Source organism: Chryseobacterium nepalense, from assembly GCF_023195755.1.
Taxonomy (GTDB): domain Bacteria; phylum Bacteroidota; class Bacteroidia; order Flavobacteriales; family Weeksellaceae; genus Chryseobacterium; species Chryseobacterium nepalense.
The window spans coordinates 758,898-782,888 of sequence record NZ_CP096203.1; the positions used below are offsets into that span (position 1 = coordinate 758,898).

At 35.9% G+C, this 23,991-nt stretch carries 18 protein-coding genes; 6 read left to right on the forward strand and 12 right to left on the reverse strand.

Annotation, left to right across the window (positions count from 1 at the left end; translation table 11 throughout):
- The first annotated feature begins 9 nt into the window (after nucleotides 1-9).
- On the forward strand, nucleotides 10-654 hold the full coding sequence (gene pdeM, locus M0D58_RS03195) for a ligase-associated DNA damage response endonuclease PdeM (RefSeq protein ID WP_248393567.1): 645 nt from the start codon (nucleotides 10-12) through the stop codon (nucleotides 652-654).
- Nucleotides 655-656: 2 nt separating this feature from the next.
- Here pdeM and M0D58_RS03200 read toward each other — a convergent pair whose 3' ends face one another.
- Genes M0D58_RS03200 through M0D58_RS03215 form a run of 4 tightly spaced genes read right to left on the reverse strand, consistent with a single transcriptional unit; the run spans nucleotide 657 to nucleotide 3,694 of the window.
- Nucleotides 657-1,178 carry a GNAT family N-acetyltransferase gene (locus M0D58_RS03200; protein ID WP_248393568.1) on the reverse strand — a complete coding sequence of 174 codons (522 nt, stop codon included), beginning with the start codon at nucleotides 1,176-1,178 and terminating at the stop codon, nucleotides 657-659.
- A gap of 1 nt (nucleotide 1,179) precedes the next feature.
- The gene (locus tag M0D58_RS03205) at nucleotides 1,180-1,764 is read right to left on the reverse strand and encodes a 5'-methylthioadenosine/S-adenosylhomocysteine nucleosidase family protein (protein WP_248393569.1); all 585 of its coding nucleotides are present in this window, start codon (nucleotides 1,762-1,764) and stop codon (nucleotides 1,180-1,182) included.
- Between the two features lie 24 nt (nucleotides 1,765-1,788).
- A complete protein-coding gene (locus tag M0D58_RS03210; protein WP_248393570.1) occupies nucleotides 1,789-2,487 on the reverse strand; it encodes a DsbA family oxidoreductase in 699 nt (232 codons plus the stop codon).
- A 22-nt stretch (nucleotides 2,488-2,509) separates the two neighbouring features.
- The gene (locus M0D58_RS03215; RefSeq protein ID WP_248393571.1) at nucleotides 2,510-3,694 is read right to left on the reverse strand and encodes an MFS transporter; all 1,185 of its coding nucleotides are present in this window, start codon (nucleotides 3,692-3,694) and stop codon (nucleotides 2,510-2,512) included.
- Nucleotides 3,695-3,838: 144 nt separating this feature from the next.
- Here M0D58_RS03215 and M0D58_RS03220 point away from each other — a divergent pair, with 144 nt between their 5' ends.
- A complete protein-coding gene (locus M0D58_RS03220; RefSeq protein WP_248393572.1) occupies nucleotides 3,839-4,570 on the forward strand; it encodes an MBL fold metallo-hydrolase in 732 nt (243 codons plus the stop codon).
- Nucleotides 4,571-4,584: 14 nt separating this feature from the next.
- Here the strand turns inward: M0D58_RS03220 and M0D58_RS03225 are convergent, their stop codons facing one another.
- From M0D58_RS03225 to M0D58_RS03240, 4 genes are all read right to left on the reverse strand, one after another.
- Nucleotides 4,585-4,926, reverse strand: a complete 342-nt coding sequence (locus M0D58_RS03225; protein WP_248393573.1) for a helix-turn-helix transcriptional regulator — start codon at nucleotides 4,924-4,926, stop codon at nucleotides 4,585-4,587.
- A 756-nt stretch (nucleotides 4,927-5,682) separates the two neighbouring features.
- Complete coding sequence (locus M0D58_RS03230; RefSeq protein WP_248393574.1) at nucleotides 5,683-6,216, reverse strand: DUF1697 domain-containing protein; 534 nt, start codon at nucleotides 6,214-6,216, stop codon at nucleotides 5,683-5,685.
- 38 nt (nucleotides 6,217-6,254) lie between these two features.
- Nucleotides 6,255-7,742, reverse strand: a complete 1,488-nt coding sequence (locus M0D58_RS03235) for an LTA synthase family protein (RefSeq protein WP_248393575.1) — start codon at nucleotides 7,740-7,742, stop codon at nucleotides 6,255-6,257.
- An 87-nt stretch (nucleotides 7,743-7,829) separates the two neighbouring features.
- Nucleotides 7,830-11,315, reverse strand: a complete 3,486-nt coding sequence (locus M0D58_RS03240) for a glycosyltransferase family 117 protein (RefSeq protein ID WP_248393576.1) — start codon at nucleotides 11,313-11,315, stop codon at nucleotides 7,830-7,832.
- Nucleotides 11,316-11,537: 222 nt separating this feature from the next.
- Between M0D58_RS03240 and M0D58_RS03245 the strand changes: the two genes are divergently transcribed.
- The 3 genes from M0D58_RS03245 to M0D58_RS03255 all read left to right on the forward strand — a co-directional run bounded on the left by M0D58_RS03245 (nucleotide 11,538) and on the right by M0D58_RS03255 (nucleotide 16,205).
- The gene (locus M0D58_RS03245; RefSeq protein WP_248393577.1) at nucleotides 11,538-12,575 is read left to right on the forward strand and encodes a PLP-dependent cysteine synthase family protein; all 1,038 of its coding nucleotides are present in this window, start codon (nucleotides 11,538-11,540) and stop codon (nucleotides 12,573-12,575) included.
- A gap of 72 nt (nucleotides 12,576-12,647) precedes the next feature.
- Nucleotides 12,648-13,922 (forward strand): aminotransferase class I/II-fold pyridoxal phosphate-dependent enzyme, encoded by a 1,275-nt coding sequence (locus tag M0D58_RS03250; RefSeq protein ID WP_248393578.1) that lies wholly within the window; start codon nucleotides 12,648-12,650, stop codon nucleotides 13,920-13,922.
- Between the two features lie 87 nt (nucleotides 13,923-14,009).
- Nucleotides 14,010-16,205: a B12-binding domain-containing radical SAM protein gene (locus M0D58_RS03255; RefSeq protein ID WP_248393579.1), complete on the forward strand. Its 2,196-nt coding sequence runs from the start codon at nucleotides 14,010-14,012 to the stop codon at nucleotides 16,203-16,205.
- A gap of 101 nt (nucleotides 16,206-16,306) precedes the next feature.
- Here M0D58_RS03255 and M0D58_RS03260 read toward each other — a convergent pair whose 3' ends face one another.
- From M0D58_RS03260 to atpD, 3 genes are all read right to left on the reverse strand, one after another.
- Entirely contained in the window at nucleotides 16,307-17,128 is an 822-nt protein-coding gene (locus tag M0D58_RS03260; protein ID WP_248393580.1) for a hypothetical protein, read from the reverse strand.
- An 80-nt stretch (nucleotides 17,129-17,208) separates the two neighbouring features.
- Nucleotides 17,209-17,490 (reverse strand): FoF1 ATP synthase subunit delta/epsilon, encoded by a 282-nt coding sequence (locus tag M0D58_RS03265; protein ID WP_066436270.1) that lies wholly within the window; start codon nucleotides 17,488-17,490, stop codon nucleotides 17,209-17,211.
- Between the two features lie 55 nt (nucleotides 17,491-17,545).
- Nucleotides 17,546-19,054 carry a F0F1 ATP synthase subunit beta gene (gene atpD / locus M0D58_RS03270; protein ID WP_169230663.1) on the reverse strand — a complete coding sequence of 503 codons (1,509 nt, stop codon included), beginning with the start codon at nucleotides 19,052-19,054 and terminating at the stop codon, nucleotides 17,546-17,548.
- 216 nt (nucleotides 19,055-19,270) lie between these two features.
- On the opposite strand from atpD, the gene M0D58_RS03275 reads away from it, so the two are divergent.
- Nucleotides 19,271-20,194, forward strand: coding sequence for a bifunctional riboflavin kinase/FAD synthetase (locus M0D58_RS03275; RefSeq protein ID WP_248393581.1), 924 nt, complete (start codon nucleotides 19,271-19,273; stop codon nucleotides 20,192-20,194).
- 34 nt (nucleotides 20,195-20,228) lie between these two features.
- On the opposite strand, the gene M0D58_RS03280 is transcribed toward M0D58_RS03275, so the two are convergent.
- Entirely contained in the window at nucleotides 20,229-23,981 is a 3,753-nt protein-coding gene (locus M0D58_RS03280; RefSeq protein ID WP_248393582.1) for a transglutaminase domain-containing protein, read from the reverse strand.
- Nucleotides 23,982-23,991 lie beyond the last annotated feature (10 nt).

A 23,991-nucleotide genomic window follows, 5' to 3' on the forward strand; every position in this document is an offset into this window, starting at 1 on the left:
CTGAAAAGAATGAACGTACAGACAAAAAAAATAAAGATCCGTCAGGAAACATTTATCCTTACCAATCAAAGGGCTTTATTCTGGGAAGAGCAGAAAGCCCTTATCCTTTCAGATCTGCACATCGGAAAAACAGCTCATTTCCGGAAAAACGGAATCGCATTAGCCAACCAGATTATGAAAAATGATCTCGAACGGCTTTCGATCCTTATTGAATATTTTAAGCCGGAAAAATTTATTGTCGTTGGAGACCTTCTGCACGCCGGTGATAATTCTGATGTAGATGAATTCTGCAGCTGGAGAAACCAGTACGGCGATCTTGAATTCCATCTTATTGAAGGAAACCACGACAGGATTTCCAAAAAACTGGAATCCAAATTATGCTTAAACTTTAAATCTGAATTAATGGAAATTGAAGATTTTATGCTGATTCATGATTTTGAAAAAAAGCATTCTAAGTTTCAGATTACCGGACACATTCATCCGGGATTTGTAATCAATTCCGTGGTTAAAAAAATAAAGCTTCCCTGCTTTGTTGTGACAGAAAACCAGCTTTTGTTACCTGCATTCAGTGAGTTTACCGGACTTGACACCAAAAATCTCCCTAAAAAAGGAAGATTTTATGTATTTACTGATGCCGAAATTTATGAGATCTAATCTTATTCCAGCACTTTTTTCATCATCAGGTCGGTCTGTTCATCATTTCCTAAGCGGAAGATGTGTTTAGCAAATTCTGTAAAACCGTTTTTAGTATAAAAGTTTACCGCTTTTTTATTTTCTTCCCAAACACCCAGCCAGATGTACTTTTTATTCTGCTGTCGAGCAATTTCAAGAGCTTTATCAAACAGAAGCTGTCCTACTTTTTTACCTTGATGGGAACTTTTAACATAAATTCTTTCGATCTCAATAGCCGTCCCGTCCTGAAGCTCGGTCTGAGCCTTTTCTGAATTTACTTTCAGATATCCTACCGGACTTTCATCTTCCCACGCGATAAAAAATTGTGATTCCGGGGTATTAAGTTCTTTCAATATTTTTTCTGAAGCGAAACTTTCAGCCAGATATTTCTGCATTTCTGCCTCTGAGTTATGTTTTGAAAACGTTTCATAAAAAGTTTCCTTTCCAATTTGCTGAAGGGTTTGAAGATCTGCTGAAACAGCTTTTCTCAGAACTATTGATGTCATACTATTTTAAAAATAAAATTTTATTAAATGCTTCTGAAGCAAGATGTACCTGCACCGTCCAGTCGTCTGCAGCCTCACTTCCTGCATCATCGGAAATATATTTCAGGCAGAGGAATGGAATGTTTTCTTTCATGGCAATCAATGCTAACGGATAAGCTTCCATATCAACAACATTATAATCTGCTTCAGAATGATTCATTTCAAAGCTGTCTCCGCTGCCGCAAATTCCTTCAGGAAGGCCATTTCTTTTTAATCCATATTCGAGAACAGGCGGAATGCCGGACAATGGTGTTTCGTACAGGCTAAATCCAAGTCCTCTCACATCCATATCCCGCTGGATAAATTGTGTACAGCAAACGACTTCTCCTTTGTGGAAACTCTTGCTTCCGGCAGAACCGAGGTTTATAATTAACTTTGGCCTTCTCCGGTGAATTTCTTTCGTCAGCTCCATTGCAGCATTTACTTTTCCAATGCCAGTGATGAGTTTATTTTTATCATTAAAGACTTTTCCTGCTTCAGAATCTAAAGCAAATACGAAAAGAGTTTCGTCTAACGGAAAACTGTGATTTTCATTTACTGTAATCATAAAATGATTTTATTTGAATATTATCTAAATACTGCATCCGTCTGTTCCACAGGAATTATCATCTCCCGAAAGATTTTTCAGCGGAACTACGGTTTCGTCATAGGTCTGCTGAAGCGCACCGGCGAAAAAATCAACAGGCTGTGCTCCGGAAACGGCATATTTTCCATTCAAAATAAAAAAAGGAACTCCTGAAATTCCGTGATCTTTCGCTTCGGAAAAATCATGTTTTACCTCATCATCAAATTCTTCTGATGTTAAAACCTTTCGGGCTTCATCTGTATTTATTTCCAGAGAGCCGGCAATATCAACAAGTGTATTGATATCTCCCACATTTTTTCCTTCGATGAAATGAGCAATAAAGAGGGCTTCTTCCATCTCATTGGCTTTTTTATACTTCTTTGCTAAATGTAATAATTTGTGTGCAGAAAAAGTATTGGTAATGATCGCTTTGTCAAAATTAAAGCTGATTCCTGCCGTATTTCCCATATGTGAAACCTGTTCTACCATCTGTTTTGCCTGAACTTCAGGTACTCCTTTTTTCTCTCTGAAATAGTCAAAGGTTGTTTTTATTTCATGAGGATTCAGCATTGGATCAAGCTGGAAGCTTTTCCATTCTACTTCTATTTCATCTTTGAAAGGCAGTTTTTCAAGTGCTTTTTCAAAATTATTTTTCCCGATATAGCAAAACGGACACATGACGTCTGACCAGATTTCTACTTTCATCGTATTTATTTAGTTTAATTATTTATATTTTATTTATTTTTCTGCTGAAAAGGAGATGCGCCGTTAAAGCCAGAGCGCCCATTGCTGTTCCTACAAAACAGACACCGCCCCACTGGTAATAATGCCACGCAACGGAAGCAAGCCATGTTCCCAGAGAGCCGCCTATAAAATAAGACACCATATAAACGGTATTGAGCCTGTTTACAGCATTGGATTTTATTAAAAAGAAGTCTGTCTGATTCATAATATGGGCAGATTGAACGCCAAGATCTACCAGAACAACACCCACAATAAGTCCCCAATAGGTTTCCCCGGCGAAATAAGTAAATGCCCAACTGATCAATACTACTGATAAAGCATAAATAATAATTCTGTTCAGATCGAATATTTTTTGCAGCTTTCCAACCCTTGCTGCAGCTAAAGCTCCGGCTGCTCCGGCAAGACCAAAACTCCCCACCACTGATGAACCGGCATTAAACGGTGGTTTTTCCATGTGGAAAACTAAAGTTGTAAACAGCGCGCACATGGAACCGAAAGCCATTGCTCCGCGGAATGAGGCGAGCCGTAAAACAGGCTGTGTTTTAGCCAGGTGAAATACCGATTTCATCAGATCGCCATAGGTTCCCTTAAAATTCGGGGGAAGTTCAGGAAGCAAGGTATATACAGCAATCCAAACAAAGATCATCATTCCTGATGCTATTCCGAACATGGTTCTCCAGCCCCAGATTTCTCCAACAACACCCCCGATGAAACGGGACAAAAGTATTCCCAGCAAGAGTCCGGACATAACCAATCCGATATTTGATGATTTTTGTTTATCCGTTGAAAGTTCCGCTGCGATAGGTATAAACAGCTGAGGAATTACAGAGGTTACTCCTATGAGCAGACTGGCAATATACAGCATCCACAGTTCCTTTGCAAATGTCATCCAGACCAATGAAAAAAATACTAACAGCAAATCTATAAGAATAAGCTTTTTACGGAATAGTTTGTCTCCTAGCGGAACAATCAGTAAAAGCCCGGCCGCATATCCTAGCTGGGTAAGCACGGAGATTTTTCCTGCTGCAGATTCGGAAACCTGCAGATCTTCCGAAATCAATGAAAGTAAAGGTTGGTTATAATAAATATTTGCTACAACAAGCCCTGAAATGATGGTCATGAGCCATATTACAGTACGTGAGATCCCACCGGTAGAATTCAACTGCATAATTTTGTTTAAGGATGTGCGGAATTAACGACACAAAAATACTTATTTTATGATAAACAATACCTGAACTTTTATCGCTTTTAGCGATGATTCCAATTGATGGAAAAGGTTTCCGGAATCAGAATTTATAAAGAAATTTGCACCATGAAGATTATACCGCTGAAAGAAGGAAATTTTTCTACAAACAAAAACAAAAATTTCACCCTCTTAACAGAAGAAAATATCCATACGGCAAAAGGAATTAAAATGTCTGTAACTCCTTATCTCATTACTACAGAAAAAGATGTTATTTTGCTGGATGCAGGAATCGGTTGGAAAAATGAATCAGGAAAGACCGTTATCTCCGAGCTTATGGAAGTGGAAAATATTGCACCGGAAAAGGTAACCAAAATATTGCTTTCACATCTGCACAAAGATCATATTGAGACTACTGTTACGCGTACAGGAGAAAATTTTAAAGCAACCTTTCCCAATGCTGAAATATTCATACAAAAACGGGAACTGGAATATGCCATGAACAACAGGGACAGCCACTCTTTTGATTTTGACACGCTGGAAAAACTGATCAGTCTGGACAATATTGTATGGATGGATGAAGACGGCGGATCTATTACGGATGAAATTTATTTTGAGGTTGCCGGCGGCCATACTCCTTTCATTCAGGTTTTCTGGATAAAAGATGGTAAAGAAACCGTTTTTTACGGAGCTGATGACCTTCCGCAAGAGTCCTACCTGAAATATCATCTGGCTTATAAAAGTGATTTTGATGGAAGAAAAGCGATGGAACTAAGATTGAAATGGCAAAAAGAAGCAATTGAAAATCATTGGAAGATTTTGTTGTATCATGATCTGGACAAAGCAATTCTGCAGTTTTAAAAATAAAAAATGGTTTAAAGTTCATTAAACCATTTATAAATATCAATATTAGATGCAATATTCAATTTTTTTCTCAGCCTGTTCTTCCTGTTTTGAATGGCTTTAGGAGTAACAAAAGTATAGGTTGCAATCTCCTTTGTTGTTAAATTGAGCTTTAAATAGATACAGAAAATAAGCTCAGAATTTTTTAAATTGGGCTGAATAACAGACAATTTCTTAAAAAAGTCCGGATCCACTAATCTGAATTTGCTCAACAGACGTGGAGAATTTTCTTTTGCTAATGCCAAAATTTCATCCTGCACAAAAATCTTTTGGTTTAAATCTTCTAAATTGAATTCAGTCTTTTCGTTTTTCATAATGTTTTCTCATCTCTACTAATTCCTGTTGTAAGCTTCAGCATTATTTTTTTTTATAAAAACCCTCCTAAGAGTTATTCCCCGTTTTTTAAAGTTTTTATTTTTATGCTTGATATTTTATCATTTTGAAAATTGGCCTGTCTTAGTAGTAATTACGTTTTTCCTGCTTTTTGCATTTAATTTTAAAATATTTTCACAAAAAATGCGATTATATTTTAGGTAAAGACAAAGAAAGAAAAAATGATTAAAATTTTCCTGAATTAAAATACCACATACATACCACGCCAGTTCCTTTAATGCTGCCTTTATCCTTTACATCAGGTCGTTTAAAATATTTCAATAATCTGAGAACAAAACTAAAGTATTCTGAAATTGTTTTTTATGATTGTAATCAATAGAGATAAAAAATGTGAATTATTTTTGTTATGATCTACATAAATCATTAATTTATAATAAGAAGCAGATGATATTCATAGTATTACTGCGTTATAGTAACAATTATATTATTTTGTCACGTTTTCTGGTATGAAACAATTATTTTCCAGAAAAGTGTACATCTTAAAAATAATTTGTACAACATAAATACTTGTAAGAATTTTAGAATTTATTTTCCTAGAGAGAGAATATGTGAATTTTCAAATCAGTGAATAATCATTTACAAATTTGAATTTTTGATAATAAGCATGTAAAGAATTTCGACAGAATTTCAGTTCTTATTTGGCAGAACCGATTAGAAAAAGCTCAGTATTTTCAAAATCACATTTTGCTGAATGCTTTTAAAATCTTCTCAAAAGTATTGATGTTTCTACTTGTAAATTGATCTTTAAGACTTTTCTTACCTAAAATTTTACCGAATACAGAATCCAGAGTATTTCCTTTCGGTACCTGCCAGTAAAAAATATGATCAATGATTTTAGCTTCTTCCTGCGGAGTTTTCGCTGCAGATTCAAATTCCTTCATCAAAATATTTTCAATTCCCTCATTTCCGATAAAACTGTAGCAATGAAGGTTTTCATTTTTTGCAAAAGGATTTCCGTTCCAGAACTTTTCGGTCTCGGGTTGAGATTTTATAAATAAAAAAGCTTCATATGAAAAATGATCAGACATTGCTTTTTCAAGAATGTTTTTTAATTCTTCCGGTTTTTTTTCCGAGGTGAAAAGAATGTTCCCTGAAGCAAGTACCGAAATTACATTCTCTGCTCCTGCCTTTTTGAATACCTCACCTACTTCGGCCATTTTCATATTGGTCCCTTTCACATTCACTCCCCGCAAAAATGCACAGTATTTCATTTTTTAATTTAAATTATGACGTTGAAAATCTTTCGAAATTAATCAATTCTTTCATATAAATTGTAATCTGACCCGGAAGGTTTTAAAATATAGATTTTCTGTAAAATAAAATGATTACTTCTCAAATGATCTTTCACACGGAATTCTTTGATCAGTTTATAATGAAGTTTTATATATTCTGCATTTTCAGATTTAAATAAATCATCATAAGAGAGCAGATATTTGGGCTTTCTGTCCTTTATTGTGTTAATCCAAAAGTTCTTTTTGTCTTTTCTGATTTCATCCTGAACTTTTTTGTCAACCAGCCCTACTTCGTCAATTGTTTTCAGTCCTGAAAAATAAGGAACATACCCTGCCGGTTCAAGAAAAATCCATTGATTTTTATCTTTTTCATAAGAATTTAAAAAAAGACCTATCGTACGTCTGTAGTTCCATTCACCATTTCCGGTTGCGATCGCATGAACTGTTTGAAAAGCCAGCATAGGAATGCTGTAGAATATTATTAATAATGTCAGCCAGAGGTTTCTTTTTACTTTCTGCTCGAGAACAAAAAGTAAAATAGGAACAAAAAGTAAAATCTGAGGCACCCAGTAATACCAGTCGAACATACTTTTCTGAGACAGGAAAATCAGTTGTTTTACCCATCCGAAAATGAAAATAATCCATAAGAAAAAGTTTCTCTTTTCTTTTTGCCTGATTAAATAAATAAAACAAAGCCATTCAAAAACAAGCAATACAATAGTGAACGGATTGAAATTTCCCGGAAGCTTGAGCATTCCCCAGAAATTTCCGAAATTCTGTATAAAATGATCCAGGTTTTGATGGAATGTATAATATTTATCATAGGCCAGTTTTTTAGCGACAATCGTATTATTAACAATTTCTCCGAAATACAGCCAGTTAAAGGCCAATAAACCGGCCGCCCCTAAAATTCCGCCAAGAATATAAAGCCAGCGTATTTTTTTATTCCATAAAAGATCAATGATAAAGACAACTCCCAGAAAAATTACGGTATCAATTCTGGTGAATATAATTAAGACCGGCAATACGATCTGAGCCCATTTTTTACTTTTACCAAAACCATAATACAAAAGCATCATTTCAAGAAAGAAGAGAATGCCGTATTCCATTCCGAGAATCGAAATTTTTATAGCGGGGGGCAAAATTCCTATTAAAAAAATAAATAGAGCTTTATTCCAGACATTTTTCAGCAACAGATGTGAGAGAAAAAGGCTGCCGATAGTAAAAAGTATCGAATTGAAAATAAGCAGCGGCTCAATAAAATTTTCCTTTCCGAAAATCAGGTTAAAAATATAAGAGACAAAAACATATAAATGCGTTGTGGAAGCTGAAATTTTATCATTCCCGTTGAATCCGATTACTCCGTAATCCAGGAGATTCTGAGCAACCCTCCAGGTAATGAATGCATCTTCCTGAATGTAGCGGGTTAATAAAAATAATAATTTTAAAAGTACTGTAACAAGTACCGCATAAACCGGGATTCTATGATTTTTTATTTCTTTCATTGTGTTTCTTTGTCAGGACAAATATACTCTTTTTAATTATTTGATTCCCAACATAAAAAAAACGGAACCGAAGTTCCGTTTTTTTTATTATTGTGTCGCTTTAATGATTGCGTTGGTAATCTGGCTTTCTTTTTCTTTCGAATAAGTGGAGTCAAAAGGTTCCATAATATCAAATAAATATTGGTAGAATGGTGTGATCTTCTGTACCTGCTCAGATTCATTCATTGCTTTTTCCTTGCCCATTTCTTTAAGATTTTCAACAAAAGTATTGAATTTCTTGTCGATTGGTTCAATGGATTTTACGAGATAATCATATGCTTTTTCTTTCTGTCCAATTCGAGTGTAAGCATCCGTAACCGCAGAAATGACTAATGAATATTCCATCGGCTTTGTTCTGATCTGCCTTCTCAGATAGTTCTGATCCGACTTGCTGAGACTCATATAGTAATCGTATTCTTCAAAAATACCTTTCTTCAGTACTTCTGCCAGCTTCAATCCTTTACTTTCCTGACCTGAAACGATATATCCGTAAACCAATGAGCTCAATGAACGAGGATCATTATATTTTTCTGCAGGAATCTCCCTTGATGCCAGATCAAGAAGTTCAACTGCTTTTCCTTTTTGTCCCATTGTAGCCAACGCCGCCGCTGCTCTGCTTGCAGAAGATCTGTAGCTGATGATATTGGAAGTAGCCGTCTCATCGAAATGTGTATTCAGGTCTTTAAAATTACCCCATCTGAAGTTTTTAACAACATTATATAAAGAATTCGCATCTACTCTTCCCAATTCACCGTCCGGTGTCTGAGGAGTATGGATAGGAATCAGCCTGTAGCTAAATCCGTCGAATTGAAGATATTCATCCAGATAGAAAACATTCTCACTGTCGTAGATTCCTCCTGAAGAGAAACTGATTGGCCTTTTCCAGTCGAAATTAGCCAAAATATCAAGCATAATCAGGTTGTTTTTATACAATGTATTAGCTTTGTACGTAATCATGATCTGATTTACTGTGTTCGGGAGATCAGCTGCATTGATAATCCCTGAATTTACCGCATTGGCTTTATTTACAGGAAGAATGAATTTATTAACCGGTAAAATATTGTATTTTTCATATTTTTCCTCTCCGAAATACATTTTCAGAAGCTCATTTTTCGCAGAAGATGAATGTTTAAGAAAATTCAGAGCTTCTTTCATCGTCATAGAATCCTGAACAAGATATTTTCTGAATTCCGCAAACTCTGTTTCAGGAGCTCCCTGTTCTTTAAGCATTGAGAAAACCCCTTCCCAATCTTGTTTTTTCATCATATAGATCTGGTCGTTGGTGCCGTCTCTGTAATCATCATGCGTTAAAACACCCGGAACAGCCGCCGCATTATATGTTCTTCTTTTGATCTGATCAATATTCCATGGAGTGGAAGCAAGGGTAAAGTTAACCACTTTTACGTCGTCTCTGAACTGCTCCGTCTCCTGGATCGCCCAAACCGGATATGTATCATTATCACCATACACGAATAAAATATCATTCTTAGGCAAAGATTTCAATACAGAATATCCATAGTCATATGAGGTATACCGATTGTGCCTGTTATGTACATTATAATTCTGGAAGCCCATCATAAAAGGTACTCCCAAAAGAACCACTCCCGCAACGATATTGGCTGCGTTAGATTTAACTTTAGACTGCAGGAACCAGAGAATGGCCGCTGCACCCAAGCCAATCCAGATGGCAAAAACATAAAACGAACCCACCATTGCATAATCTCTTTCTCTTGGTTCAAATGGTTTTACACCGGTATAGAAAATGATTCCCACACTCATTAATACGAAAATTGAAAGCATGGCATAGAATCTCCCGAAGTCTTTATTCAATTGGAAAAAGAACCCGATAAGTCCTAAAAGCAGTGGTAAAAAGAAAAATTTCACCGTACTTTCATTTTTGAATTTTGCAGGCATTTTGTCCTGATTTCCTACAATGGAATCATCAATAAAAGAAATTCCGGAAATCCAGTTTCCACGAGTGCTTTCCATATTTCCTTCAAGATCATTCTGACGTCCTACGAAATTCCACATCAGGTATCGTACAAAGTAATATCCGTTCTGGAAAGTAATAAAATAATCCAAATTCTGTCCTAAAGAAGGTCTCTGAACATTGATAAGATCGTACGGTCTTACTTTTAAATAATCGGAAGCAGTAATCGTTTTATCTTCATATTTTTTTCTGAGTTCATCAAAAATCTGCTTTGCTTCAGGGCTGTCTGCAACATCTTCGTTGCCATAATTAAAGCTAAAGTCTGGCGCGCCGTACATAGAAATGTAGTTGGCCATAACATCTTTATCTTCATTAAACATTCTCGGCATAAAACCGACATGCGCTTTATTGAATACATAGTTGAAGCGGTCTCCGGTCTTTCTGTACGTTCCGGTTTTCTCATCCTTTTCATAGATCTCACCGGTTTTTTGTGTCTTGAAGCTTCCGTCTTCATTTTTTTCAATTCCTTTAGCATCAAGATAAGCGGTATAGTTTTGACCGTAAATCGTTGGCCAGTCACCGTACTGTTCTCTATTGTAATAATCCAGCATCCCGATAGCGTTGTCCGGATCATTAAGGTTCATCGGCGGATTGGCATTTGCCCTGATAGGAATCACCATCCAGCATGAAAAACCAATCATCATAAATACTACAGATAAAGCGATGGTCTGAAATATATTTCTCTTCATCTTTCTGGTGTAGGAAATGAGGAAATAACAGATCGCAATCATAATGATAAACGCAGCAATTGTTCCTGAATGGAAAGGCAAACCTAATCCATTAACAAAGAAAATTTCAAGTTTTCCGAACATGGTCATGATGAACGGGAAAATTCCTTTAAAAACAATCGCCAGAATTAAAAGCGTTATACCGTTGGCCCAGATAAAATTTTTCCAGGTAAAAGTGTATTTTCTGGCGTAATAAATAAAACATACAGCAGGAATCGCAAGCATACACATCATGTGTACTCCTACAGAAAGTCCCAGAATAAAGAATATCAGAATAATCCATCGTTCATTGTCCGGAAGCTGGTACTCATTTTCCCATTTGGTAATCAACCAGACTAACAGTGCAATAAACATAGAAGCCATGGAATATACTTCCCCTTCCACCGCGGAAAACCAGAAGGTATCTGAAAAGGTAAAACATAAAGCTCCTACAATTCCCGCAAAAAGAATGGAAATTTCCTGATGTTTGGTAATTTCGTCAAAATCCTTATTTAAAAGTCTTCTCACCAAATGAGTGATAGTCCAGAATAAAAACAGGATCGTAAACGCACTGAACAATGCGGACATCGCATTGATTACGATAGAATAATTTTCGCCATTTCCCAATGCAAACATGGCTGCCACAGCACCCACAATCTGAAATAATGCGGCTCCAGGAGCATGCGTTACTTCAAGTTTTACCGCCGAGGAAATATACTCGCCACAATCCCAAAAACTGAAATTCGGTTCTATGGTGGACAAGTATGTAATAAATGCAATGACGAAAACTACCCATCCTAGAACGGTGTTCCATCGCCTGAAAGTCCAATTTTTCATAGTATTAAATCAATTACGCGAAAATAAGGCTTTTCTATGATTTAAGGCTGTTTTTAACAAAATTTAAAGAATTTGGCTCGTTTTTTGAAAAGTTTATCTGTTGAATAGTAATATAAAATTTTTTTTATCTATTTTAGAGGTTAGAAATCAAAACAAAAGTTTAGAAATAAATTTATTTTTTTGTATTTTTGCCGACAGATTTTTATTGAAAAATAACAAATAATGAGTAATGTTTACGATAATATACTTGGCCTAATAGGAAATACTCCTATGGTGAAGATTAACACTGTGACGAAAGAAATTCCTGCAACTGTTTATGCCAAGTTAGAATCATATAATCCTGGACATTCCACAAAAGATCGAATCGCACTTCATATTATAGAAAACGCTGAGAAAAAAGGTTTATTAAGAGAAGATTCCGTAGTTGTAGAAACTACATCGGGAAATACAGGATTCTCAATCGCTATGGTTTGCATTATTAAAGGATATAAATGTATTCTTGCAGTAAGTGATAAAACTAAGCCTGAGAAAATTGCCTATCTGAAGGCATTGGGAGCTACCGTTTATATTTGTCCGGCCAACGTTCCTGCAGATGATCCGAGATCATATTATGAAGTTGCTAAAAGAATAGCTTCAGAAACACCCAATTCAGTATACATCAATCAATACTTCAACGAACTGAATATTGATGCACATTATCAGACTACCGGCCCTGAAATCTGGGAACAGACGCAAGGTAAAATTACTCACCTTTTTGCGTGCACGGGAACCGGCGGAACACTGTCCGGATCAGCAAAATTTTTAAAAGAGAAAAATCCAGACATCAAAATCATTGGTGTTGATGCAGACGGATCTATTTTAAAAAGCTATCATGAAACAGGAGAAATTCATAAAGAAGACGTCCATCCTTACCAGATTGAAGGAATGGGAAAAAATTTAATTCCTTCTGCCCTTCTTTTCGATAAAGTAGATGAATTTGTAAGGGTAAACGACGAAATGTCTGCTTACAGAACCCGTGAGATCGCCCTGAAAGAAGCTATTATGGGAGGATATACTACAGGAGCGGTTACTCAGGCATTAATACAATATGCCCAGTCTCACGAATTTTCAGAAAATGATATGGTAGTTTTGATTTATCCTGATCACGGTTCCAGATATATTACCAAAGTATACAGTGATAAATGGATGGCAGAACAGGGTTTTGTAAACAACTGTGTTCACAATTACGATGAAGTTTTTAAAACTGAATTTATTAAATAAGGATAAAAAAGTTATACAAATCAAGCCTTTTTGTAACCACAAAAGGCTTTTTTACTTAAAATATTAATAAAAATGTTGGATATTTTTGACAGAATAAAAGAAAATCCAGGACCTCTTGGACAATTTGCAGATTATGGTGAAGGGTATTTTATTTTCCCGAGATTAGAAGGACCTATAGGCCCGAGAATGAGATTTCAGGGAAGAGAAGTTATTTTCTGGAGTGCGAACGACTATCTTGGAATGTGTAACCACCCGGAAGTGTTGGAAGCTGATGCGAAAGCTGCCGCAGAATTCGGAATGTTTTACCCGATGGGTGCAAGAGCAATGTCCGGAGAAACGGAGCAACACCTGCAATTGGAAAAAGAGCTTGCTGATTTTGTACAAAAAGAATCTGCCTATTTATTAAACTTCGGATACCAGGGAATGGTTTCTACCATTGATGCTTTGGTAGGAAGAAATGACGTTATCGTTTATGATGTTGACTCTCACGCATGTATCGTGGATGGTGTCCGTCTTCACGCAGGAAAAAGATTTACTTACAGACACAATGATATTGCAAGTCTTGAAAAAAACCTTGAAAGGGCAACCAAAGTAGCCGAAGAAACCGGAGGCGGTATTCTTGTAATTACTGAAGGTGTTTTCGGGATGAGAGGACAGCAGGGAAAACTAAAAGAAATCTGTGAATTAAAATCAAAATATCAATTCAGGTTATTGGTTGATGACGCTCACGGATTCGGAACACTGGGTGAAACCGGGGCCGGGGCTGGTGAAGAGCAGGGATGCCAGGATCAGATCGATGTATACTTCTCTACTTTTGCAAAATCAATGGCCGGGTTCGGGGCTTTTATCGCAGGTGATAAAGAAATTATCAGATACCTGAAGTTCAATTTAAGATCTCAGATCTTTGCTAAGTCTCTAACAATGCCAATGGTAATAGGAGGTTTGAAAAGACTGGAACTGTTAAGAACAAGACCTGAAATCAAAGCGAAGCTTTGGGAAAATACCCACAAGCTTCAAAACGGTTTAAAAGAAAGAGGTTTCAACATTGGTGATACCAACACATGTGTAACTCCGGTAATGATGCAGGGAACTCCGGTTGAAGCAACCCTTTTAGTGAAAGACTTAAGAGAAAACTACGGAATCTTCACATCTGTAGTAGTTTATCCTGTGATACCTAAAGGAATGATTCTACTAAGATTAATTCCTACAGCATCACATACCGATTCTGAAATTAATGAAACACTGGCCGCTTTTGAGGCTATCCACGATAAACTTGTTGGCGGTCATTATAAAGATCAGGAGCAAAAACTGCTGGCCGAAAAAGGTTTAAGTTTTAAAGAAATTTAAAAAGTATACATTAAAACCACTGAATGATCAGTGGTTTTTTTTGAACTAATATATTCTGAAAACCTTAACTTTGCAAAAATTTTACTGTTGAAAGACCTGCTTCTAATCACTCCGCCTTTTACACAACTTAATACACCCTATCCTGCTACCGCTTATATCAAAGGTTTTTTGAACACTAAAAACATTTCATCTTTCCAGGCAGATTTGGGAATTGAGGTTATTTTGGAGTTATTTTCCAAAAACGGAATCAGCAACATTTTCAACAAAGAAATTGAGATCAGCGATATTTCTGAAAACTCACAGCGTATTTTTTCATTACGGGACGAATATATCAAGACCATCGATCAGGTAATTTATTTCCTGCAGGGCAAAATACCAACGCTGGCAAGACAAATCTGTTCCATGAATTTTCTTCCGGAGGCTTCACGTTTCAACCAACTGGATGATATGGAATTTGCATTTGGAAATATGGGGCTTCAGGATAAAGCTAAACATTTGGCAACCTTATACTTAGAAGATCTTTCAGATTATATTGTAGAGAATATTGATCCCGATTTCGGTTTTAGCAGATATGCGGAACGTTTGGGAAAAAGTGCCAATTCGTTTGATGAACTTTATGCAAAAATTATTGGGAATGAGACATTTATTGACAAAATCACTTTAAAAGTACTCAATGAAAAATTAGCTTCTGCTCAGCCAAAGCTGGTTTGCTTTTCAGTTCCTTTTCCAGGAAATTTATATTCTGCATTCCGATGTGCAAAATTCATTAAAGAAAATTATCCACACATAAAAACAGCAATGGGTGGCGGCTTTCCAAATACCGAATTGCGCGAAGTTAAAGATCAAAGGGTTTTTGAATTTTTTGATTTCATTACTTTGGATGACGGAGAACTACCAATCGAACTGCTTTATGAAAATATTTGTCATTCTGAACAAAGTGAAGAATCTCAGTTCAAAAGAACTTTTTTAATTGAAAATGAAAAAGTTACCTATAAAAATAATTCTTCCAGGCACGATTATAAACAAGCCGACATCGGAACTCCCGATTATTCAGATTTATTGCTGGACCAATATATTTCGGTGATTGAAATTGCCAATCCGATGCACAGTTTATGGAGCGACGGAAGATGGAACAAACTGACAATGGCTCACGGATGCTATTGGGGGAAATGTACTTTCTGCGATATTTCTTTAGATTATATTAAAATCTATGAGCCTGTTTCTGCAAAAATTCTTGTAGACAGAATGGAAGAACTGATTCGTACAACCGGGGAAACAGGATTTCATTTTGTGGATGAAGCAGCACCTCCGGCTTTGATGAGAGAAGTTGCTTTAGAAATTCTGCGGAGAAATCTCGTAGTAACCTGGTGGACTAATATTCGTTTTGAAAAAAGTTTCACCCGGGATTTATGTTTTCTTCTAAAACTTTCCGGATGCGTTGCTGTTTCGGGAGGACTTGAAGTGGCAAGTGATCGTTTGCTGAAATTGATCGATAAAGGAATTTCAGTTGAACAGGTTGCGAAAGTGACCAGAAATTTTACGGAAGCAGGAATCATGATCCATGCTTATCTCATGTATGGTTATCCTACTCAGACCGTTCAGGAAACAGTGGATTCCCTGGAAATGGTTCGTCAGCTTTTTGAAATGGGAATTTTGCAAAGTGGATTCTGGCATCAGTTTGCAATGACTGCCCACTCACCTGTCGGATTAAATCCTGAAGAATTTGGAGTTACCCCAATAAAACAGGAAATTTATTTTGCAAACAATGATGTGGATTTTACAGATCGCACAGGAATCAATCATGGAAAATTTAGTTTGGGATTAAAAAAATCACTTTTCAATTATATGCACGGAATTAATTTTGAGCTTCCTCTTCAGGAATGGTTTGATTTTAAAATTCCAAGAACAACCGTTCATCCGGATTATATTCATGATGCCTTGCTTGAAAATGATGATTTTACATTTAAAGGAAATTCGAAAATTATTTTTTTAGCCAAAAACGTAATCGCTGAGAATCGAATAAAAACAAAAAAGAAGTACAATTATGCGTACACGAAAATTACAGTACACTTAAAAACCAATATTATAACTGTTGACTTTGATGAGCTGCATGGTGCATGGCTGATAAAAATATTCAGTGAATACTCAGTTGAAAATATGAAAAAGCCTACACTTCAGCAACTTAAATCTGATTTTGAAGAAAATTTTGAAAATTTTGAATTATTCTGGTTTTCAAAACCGATGCAGCAATTGAAAGAAAATGGAGTAATTTTGAGTCTGTAAATTTTTAATAATATTCTTAAAATAAAAAAACTCCAGATTATTTCCGGAGTTTTCTATAATTTTTAAAGCTATTCAAGCTATATTAATGCAAATTTCTACCATCATTTCTCAATACCATCTCTTTTAACTTCGCCTACAATTACTTTTTCCTGGATTTTGATAAAATTCGGATCCAGAATTGCCATTCTTTCGGCTATGGCTTTATAGGTTGGAAATTTCAGAAGAGATGCACGTCCTGACATTTCCCTGTATAAGGTAAACGTTTTTCCACCAGCTGTTTTAATTTGTTTTGTAGTGGTAATGTATTTTCCGATGTATTTGCTGTTGGCATCATAAATTTCAATATCTACAAAAGTTTTATCAGTAATGGTATCTTCAGATCCAAAGCTTACAGGCAAATTGGTAAAATAACCTACTGGTTTTCCATTACTTAATATTTCACCGACATTATTGACGGTTATATTTAATTTATCAATTTTGCTTCTGGTGGTATATGCATCTTTCGTTTTGCTATCAAGTTTTCTTTTAGGAGCAGTTTTGAATAGTTCATCTAAATTTTTAATATTGATTCCTCTTTCGTCAATAATCTTCAGGCTTTTTACACAGGTATAAGCAGCAGATTTTTCTTCACCCGAAAATGCAGATGGTGAAACATAATCCAGCTCGAGTGTTTTATCCTTATTATAAATTCTGTTTAATTTAATATAACTGTCTCTTACAGAGTCTACTATACTTTTGTCTACAAATTCCACAGTGTAGATCGGAGTCTCTTTAAGATCCATAAAAGTATAGACATTAGATTTATTAAAAACTTTGGCAATGTGCACACCTTCAAGCGTTACAATTCCTCTTTTGATTTTTACTGTTTGAGCATGAAGCAAAAAACCCAGAATTGTAAACATGATAATTAAACTCTTCTTCATAAAACCAGATTTTACATAACATAAAAAAAGTGTAACCAAAGTTACACTTTCTTGAAAAATATATTTAGCTTTTCATTTAATTATTCACAAAGGATAATTCCTTTATTATGATTAAATTCTACAACACCGCTTTTGATAGGATAAGAAAAAACAGAATCTTTTTCATTTTCTTTGGTAAAATACTTATTATACGCTTCATCAACAGACTTTGTGTACAATTTCACTTTACCACCGATCAAAGAAGAAACAATTCCTGCGTGGTTTTTCATGATGTGGAATTCACCATTCTTTCCAGGCAATAATACCGAGTCTACTTCCCCTTCAAAAACTACGTATTCTGGTGTTAAAATTTTTATATTCATTTTAATTGCTTTTGGCTTTTGGCTAATAGCTATGGGCTATCAGCAATTAGCATTATTATGCGTTATCAGCTAACATTTTTTGTCCTGCTTCGATTGCTTCTTCAATGGTACCTTTCAGGTTGAAAGCAGCTTCCGGCAAGTGATCCAATTCTCCATCGATGATCATGTTAAATCCTTTGATGGTATCTTTAATATCTACTAAAGATCCAGGAATACCTGTAAACTGTTCTGCTACGTGGAAAGGCTGAGACAAGAATCTCTGAACTTTTCTTGCACGGTAAACCACTGATTTATCCTCTTCAGAAAGTTCTTCCATACCAAGGATGGCGATGATATCCTGAAGTGCTTTGTATCTCTGAAGAATTTCTTTTACTCTCTGAGCACAGTTATAATGTTCTTCACCGATTACTTCTGGAGCAAGGATTCTTGAAGTAGAAGCCAATGGATCTACCGCTGGATAAATACCTAAAGAAGCAATTTTTCTATCTAGTACCGTTGTTGCATCCAAGTGGGCAAATGTAGTTGCCGGAGCCGGGTCAGTTAAGTCATCCGCAGGTACGTAAACCGCTTGTACTGAAGTAATTGAACCATTTTTAGTTGAAGTAATTCTTTCCTGCATCGCACCCATTTCAGAAGCAAGCGTCGGTTGGTAACCTACCGCAGATGGCATACGACCAAGAAGTGCAGATACCTCAGAACCAGCCTGTGTAAAACGGAAGATGTTGTCTACGAAGAAAAGTACGTCTCTACCTTGTCCGCTTTCACCACCGTCTCTATAATATTCAGCTAATGTAAGACCGGAAAGTGCTACTCTCGCTCTTGCACCAGGTGGCTCATTCATCTGTCCGAAAACGAATGCCGCTTTAGATTCTTTCATAGCTTCCAAATCTACTTTAGAAAGATCCCAACCTCCGTTTTCCATAGAGTGCATGAAATCTTCACCATACTTGATGATTCCTGATTCCAACATCTCTCTCAAAAGGTCATTTCCTTCTCTCGTTCTTTCACCTACTCCGGCGAAAACTGAAAGACCTCCGTGTCCTTTTGCAATATTATTAATCAACTCCTGTATTAATACGGTTTTACCTACACCGGCACCACCGAACAAACCGATTTTCCCCCCTTTTGCATAAGGCTCGATAAGGTCGATTACTTTAATACCTGTAAATAAAACTTCAGCAGAAGTTGAAAGTTGATCAAATTTTGGAGCTTCTCTGTGGATAGGAAGTCCTCCATCCTTAGAAATATTCTGAAGCCCGTCGATAGCATCACCAACAACGTTGAAAAGTCTTCCGTTTACAGCCTCTCCGATTGGCATTGTAATAGGATTTCCGTATCCGATTACATCCTGCCCTCTTTTAAGACCATCAGTAGCATCCATTGCGATACATCTTACCGTATCTTCTCCAATATGCTGTTCTACCTCTAAAACTACTTTTTCACCGTTATCCTTTGTAATTTCTAACGCGTCATAAATGCTTGGAACTGCTTCCACATCAGTAAAGACAACGTCGATTACCGGACCAATAATTTGAGAAATTTTACCTTTAATTTGGTTTGCCATTGCTAAATTTTTTCTTGGTGCAAATATAATGATTCTTGCTTAACCCGCAATTGGTAAAAAACAGATTTTTATCATACTTTTATTCAATGTAGCAATATACAGTTTACCAATTAAATCACTGGTGATAGAAAGTGCTGGCTTTATATATTGTTAAATTAATACATTGTTATATTGTTACATTAGTTTGCTTATATTTGCAGTCAAAATTTTTTCATTTTGAAAGTTTTCAGGAATTTTAATGATTATACGTCTCAAAAGCCTTTAGCATTATCTTTAGGGATGTTCGACGGGGTACATCTCGGGCATAAAAGTATAATTGATGAATTAATAAAAGTAGGTACGGAGAATCACCTTGAAACAGCAATACTTACATTCTGGCCTCATCCAAGATTTGTTTTTAATCCAAATGAAGATTTAAAGCTTCTCAATACGCTGGACGAGAAAAAATTTCTTATGGAAAAATATGGTATTGACACTTTATTTTTAAAAGAATTTGATGAAGAATTCAGAAATCTTACCGGTGAAGAGTTCGTAAGAAAGATTTTAGTAGATAAACTTAATATTAAGTATTTGATTATCGGGTACGATCATTCTTTCGGTAAAAATAAAAGCGGAAATTTTGAACTGCTTCAGAAACTTTCCAAAGAACTGGATTTTGAAGTTGAGCAGATGGAAGCCATTAATATTCATGAAAATAACATCAGTTCTACCAAAGTTCGAAATGCTCTTTTATCGGGGAATATTATTGAGGCCAACGAAATGCTCGGCTATTCCTACTCTGTCTCCGGAACAGTTGTTCATGGTAAAAAAATAGGGCGCACCATTGGTTATCCAACTGCCAATATCGAAACAGATCAGGTTAAACTTTTGCCGAAAAAAGGTGCTTATATTGTAGAAGTTTTTCTTAAAAATCAGCAATACAAAGGAATGCTGAGTATCGGGACCAATCCTACCGTGAATGGAGAAAAGCTCACTGTTGAAGTGTATATTCTTGATTTTAACGGAGATATTTATGACGAAAAAATTACCGTTGCCTTCAGGGATTTCCTGCACGATGAAATTAAATTTGAAGGTCTTGAAAAACTGATTGAAAAACTGGATGAAGATAAAAAACGAACTGAAAATTTCATTTTTAAATAAAAAAAGCTTACAATTAATTTGTAAGCTTTTGTTTTTATTTATACCCTAAAATCTGGTTTTCTGCATTCATAGCCTCTTCTACGAATTTTTTAAATTCGGTATACTGCCCGGCTTTGATATTATCCCAGGGTGTATCAGCAATCCTGGTAATTTTCAGCTTGTTGTTTTTTACCAGCTCATAGTTGATAGAATATTTAAAATTGTTGTACGCCAATGTTTTATTTTCCGGAATTTCAATAAATTTCATAGTCTCCGGGATATTCAGATAAACTTCTTCAAAATAATTTTTCTCTTTCTCATATCTTGTGTACACAATATCCGTTTTCCGGTTTTCCGTAGCTACAATTTCTTTTGTGAAAGGCTTTGTTACGAAAGGAATTTTCATAATTTTCAGACTGCCTACAGACTGCGGTTTATCATTTACACTAAACTGAACTTCGTATGCCAATGGTTTTGAAGTAAGATCTTTTCCTCCCAGAAGTTTGACGGTTTTTACACTAATGACTTTATCCAAAACAGACCCAATTTCCTCTTCTACATTTTTCTTGCGGGAATCATCGGTCTGAGATTCCTGAAAGAAATTGTTGTAATAACTTTTAGATTCTCCTGTTACGTATTGTTTTACGGTAAAATTCTGATCATCTCCGTTTACGTTAACTTCACTGGTGGTTTTAAATATTGACTCTGCATTATTGGCAGACGGGATTTCTATAAGACCTGCATTTCCCGATGAATTCTTATCCGTATCGATAACCAAACCTTTTGCTTTGTAGTTGCCTTTTACAAGGGAATTAAAAGGAAGAAATTTGTCCGTCATTTCAAGGAAGGTTTCTTTTCCTTCAAGATTTACTTTTACGATACAGTGATTAAAGCTTAAGTTCGGTAAAAGCAAACGCTGTGCGGAATTATCGTTGGTCTGTACCAGCACGAGATTGGATCTAAGTCCGGCCTGGTTTCCAAGAATTACAAACAATGTCGAAAGATCTTTACAGTCGCCCAGCTTTGTACTGAGTGTTTTAGAAGGCTTCTGAGGAATGTAACCGCTCTGGCGGAAATCTACCGAACTATACGTTATATTTTTTTCAATATAATTATAAATTTTTTCTGCTTTCTCTGCATCGTTCATTCCTGAAATTCCTGATGGAAAAATTTCTTTAAATGCTTTTTCCACCACTTTATCCGAGACAAGACTTTTTCTTGTAAGATCTGAGTACCAGGTCGCAATTTCCTGCCATGTTTTGATGGAATTTGCCGTTACGGAAATGGTTGTATCATAAAAGGTCGGTCCGAAATATTCATCAAAATTCACTTCTTCCAGATTATTAAGTTTCCAGGTCTGGTATAATTTCCCATCTGCTTTCTTCTTCGCAGACACTACTTCTTTATTATTGCATTTAACCTGATAATTTAGATTTTCCGGCGTTATAACGGTGAAGACAGATTCTACAACGGGATATTGCGAATTAAAATAAGAGCTTACATTAAAATCTTTATAAAATCTTCCGCTCTTTCTTTCTAAACTTTCTATCTGGATAAGAATGACATCTCCCACGGCAAGATTGGTAAATACAATCTTTTCCGATGATCTTTCTCCCGGAATAATACTTCCGTCCGGCTTTACGATTTCTGCTTTGATGACATCATCATAATAATCGATTCCGTATTCCTTCAGTTCTTCGATTCCGTTCTCGGAAGTAATTTCATAAGCGTATGTGCTTCTTTTCTTAAAGCCTCCTTCATCATAAACATTTACAATATACTCATCCAAGAGTGTTGTAACGCCTTTTTTTCCTTTAGCTGCGTTCTTTCTTCGGTCGCTTACAAGCTTATAAAGATCTTTGATGCCTACTTTATCAATTTCATCTTCTGTATGGTCAAGATCTCTTAAAAGTTTGTGCATCTGCTCATTGTCCGTATTATGAGAAAGAGAAAGTTTGGCAAATTGTACAGCTTCTGTTTTTTTGTTCAGTTTTGCCAGATATTCTGCTTTAGCAGCCAGCAGCGAGTAAGAATATGGGAAATTGGCCAAAGCATCTTCAAGTCCGGTTCCGTATTCAGGGTTCTGAACATTTTCGTCGAGAAGGTTCAGGTACTGGACTCTGAAAGAATTTACGGAAGGATATAATTCCATATATTTTTTAAGAATTTTTTTCTGATCTTCTACGCGGTTTGATTTCTGGTACAAGCTGTAAAGCGTGTTCATAATATCAGGACTGCTCTTCTGTGCATATACATCTTCAAATTTTTTGATGGTAGAACTCTGATCTTTTTTATCCATATCTTCCAATGTGGTAAAAATACTGAAGAACCTTTCGTTGTTGGCAAAATCTTTTTTAAGATTCGCAATGTGCGACTTGGCTTTTTCCATATCCCTGTTTCGCATTGCGATAACTACATCAAAAAAACCACCTATAGATTTAGCTTTGGTTTTGTTTAAAATATTCCTGTATTTTTCAAGTTCCTGAATAGACATATTCTGGAATTTATCTCCATCCATCATTTTCAGAAGCGGCACGAGAAAATATTCAGAATCGTTAATCTCTATGTTTTTGTATATTTCGTTGACCTTTTCTTTATCCTCAAGGTTGTTGTAATAGGAGGCCAGAAGACTCTGTACTATCGATGATTTGGGATAGCTTTTCATCATCTGGTCAATAATTTCTTTTGCCTGATCGTTCTGGAAATTGTTAAGATAACCTGCGGCCAGTAAATATTTATAGAAAAAACTATCCGGATTCTCAGCGACTTTTCCTTTTAACAGTCTTTCAAACTTCAGGGGAAGTTCTTTTGCCTGTAATTGTGCAGGGGAAGTTTTCTGATATGCTTTATACGTATCAAAATACTTCAGGTCAGAGATCTTCTGATAATTGGTATCATACGGCACCACCATAAAGGCAGTTTTAGCATCTTTCACATCAAACTTCAGCAGAAGCCTGTTCATCCCCTTTGGTAATGAAACTTCCACCAGATGTGATCCCAGATTTGTATAGCCATCTGTTGTGCTTGCCAGGATTTCCGTATCATTCAAAAACAACCGGAATTCTGCATTGGTATCTACTTCCAGTAGAATTTTTCTTTCAACCGGATTTTCGATGAAACTTTGGGCATACATGATCCCTCTGCCATATTCCGTTTCATTGATGAAAAATTCAAAACCGTCGTTAGATGGAAATTTTCTGTTATACCAGCCTACATATCCGAAACTGTTGGCATTGAAGAGCTTGTCGCTTTTGGCAATATTTTCAGGTTCATATTCATTGTAAAGTCCGCTTCCGTTAAGGTTTTCAAATACACCTGCATACTGCCATTGATCAATGCGTTTAATTTTAGACAAAAAATCGTCGGCACTTTTGTAGTTATTCCTGATTCGGTCTAGTGTCGCTTTAAATTCAATAACCGATACATTTTCTCCATATAACGGATGCTGTGCCAAGAAATCAACCTTTTTGTATGAGTTATCATCAAATCCCGAGTTTTCATAATCTGCCAAAAGAAATGTTTTTTTTAATATCGGGTATAAATAAGAATCATCCAGCTTAAAATCGGCAAAATTTTTAATGAATGTTTCATCAAAAATCATCTGTCCCATTTCTTCATCAATCATTGCGTCGAGAAAGAGATTTTCAAAGTCTTTTGTTGTATTATTTTTTAAATTTTTATCATAAAAGTTTCGTGCTTCTACTCTTTTATTGTTTAGCAAAAGTTCCCAGGTTTTAGACTGTTCTTTAGATTGTGCAAATGCACCAACGGACAAAAAGTAGACCGCGGAAATTAGTATTTTCCTCATGTTCGGATTA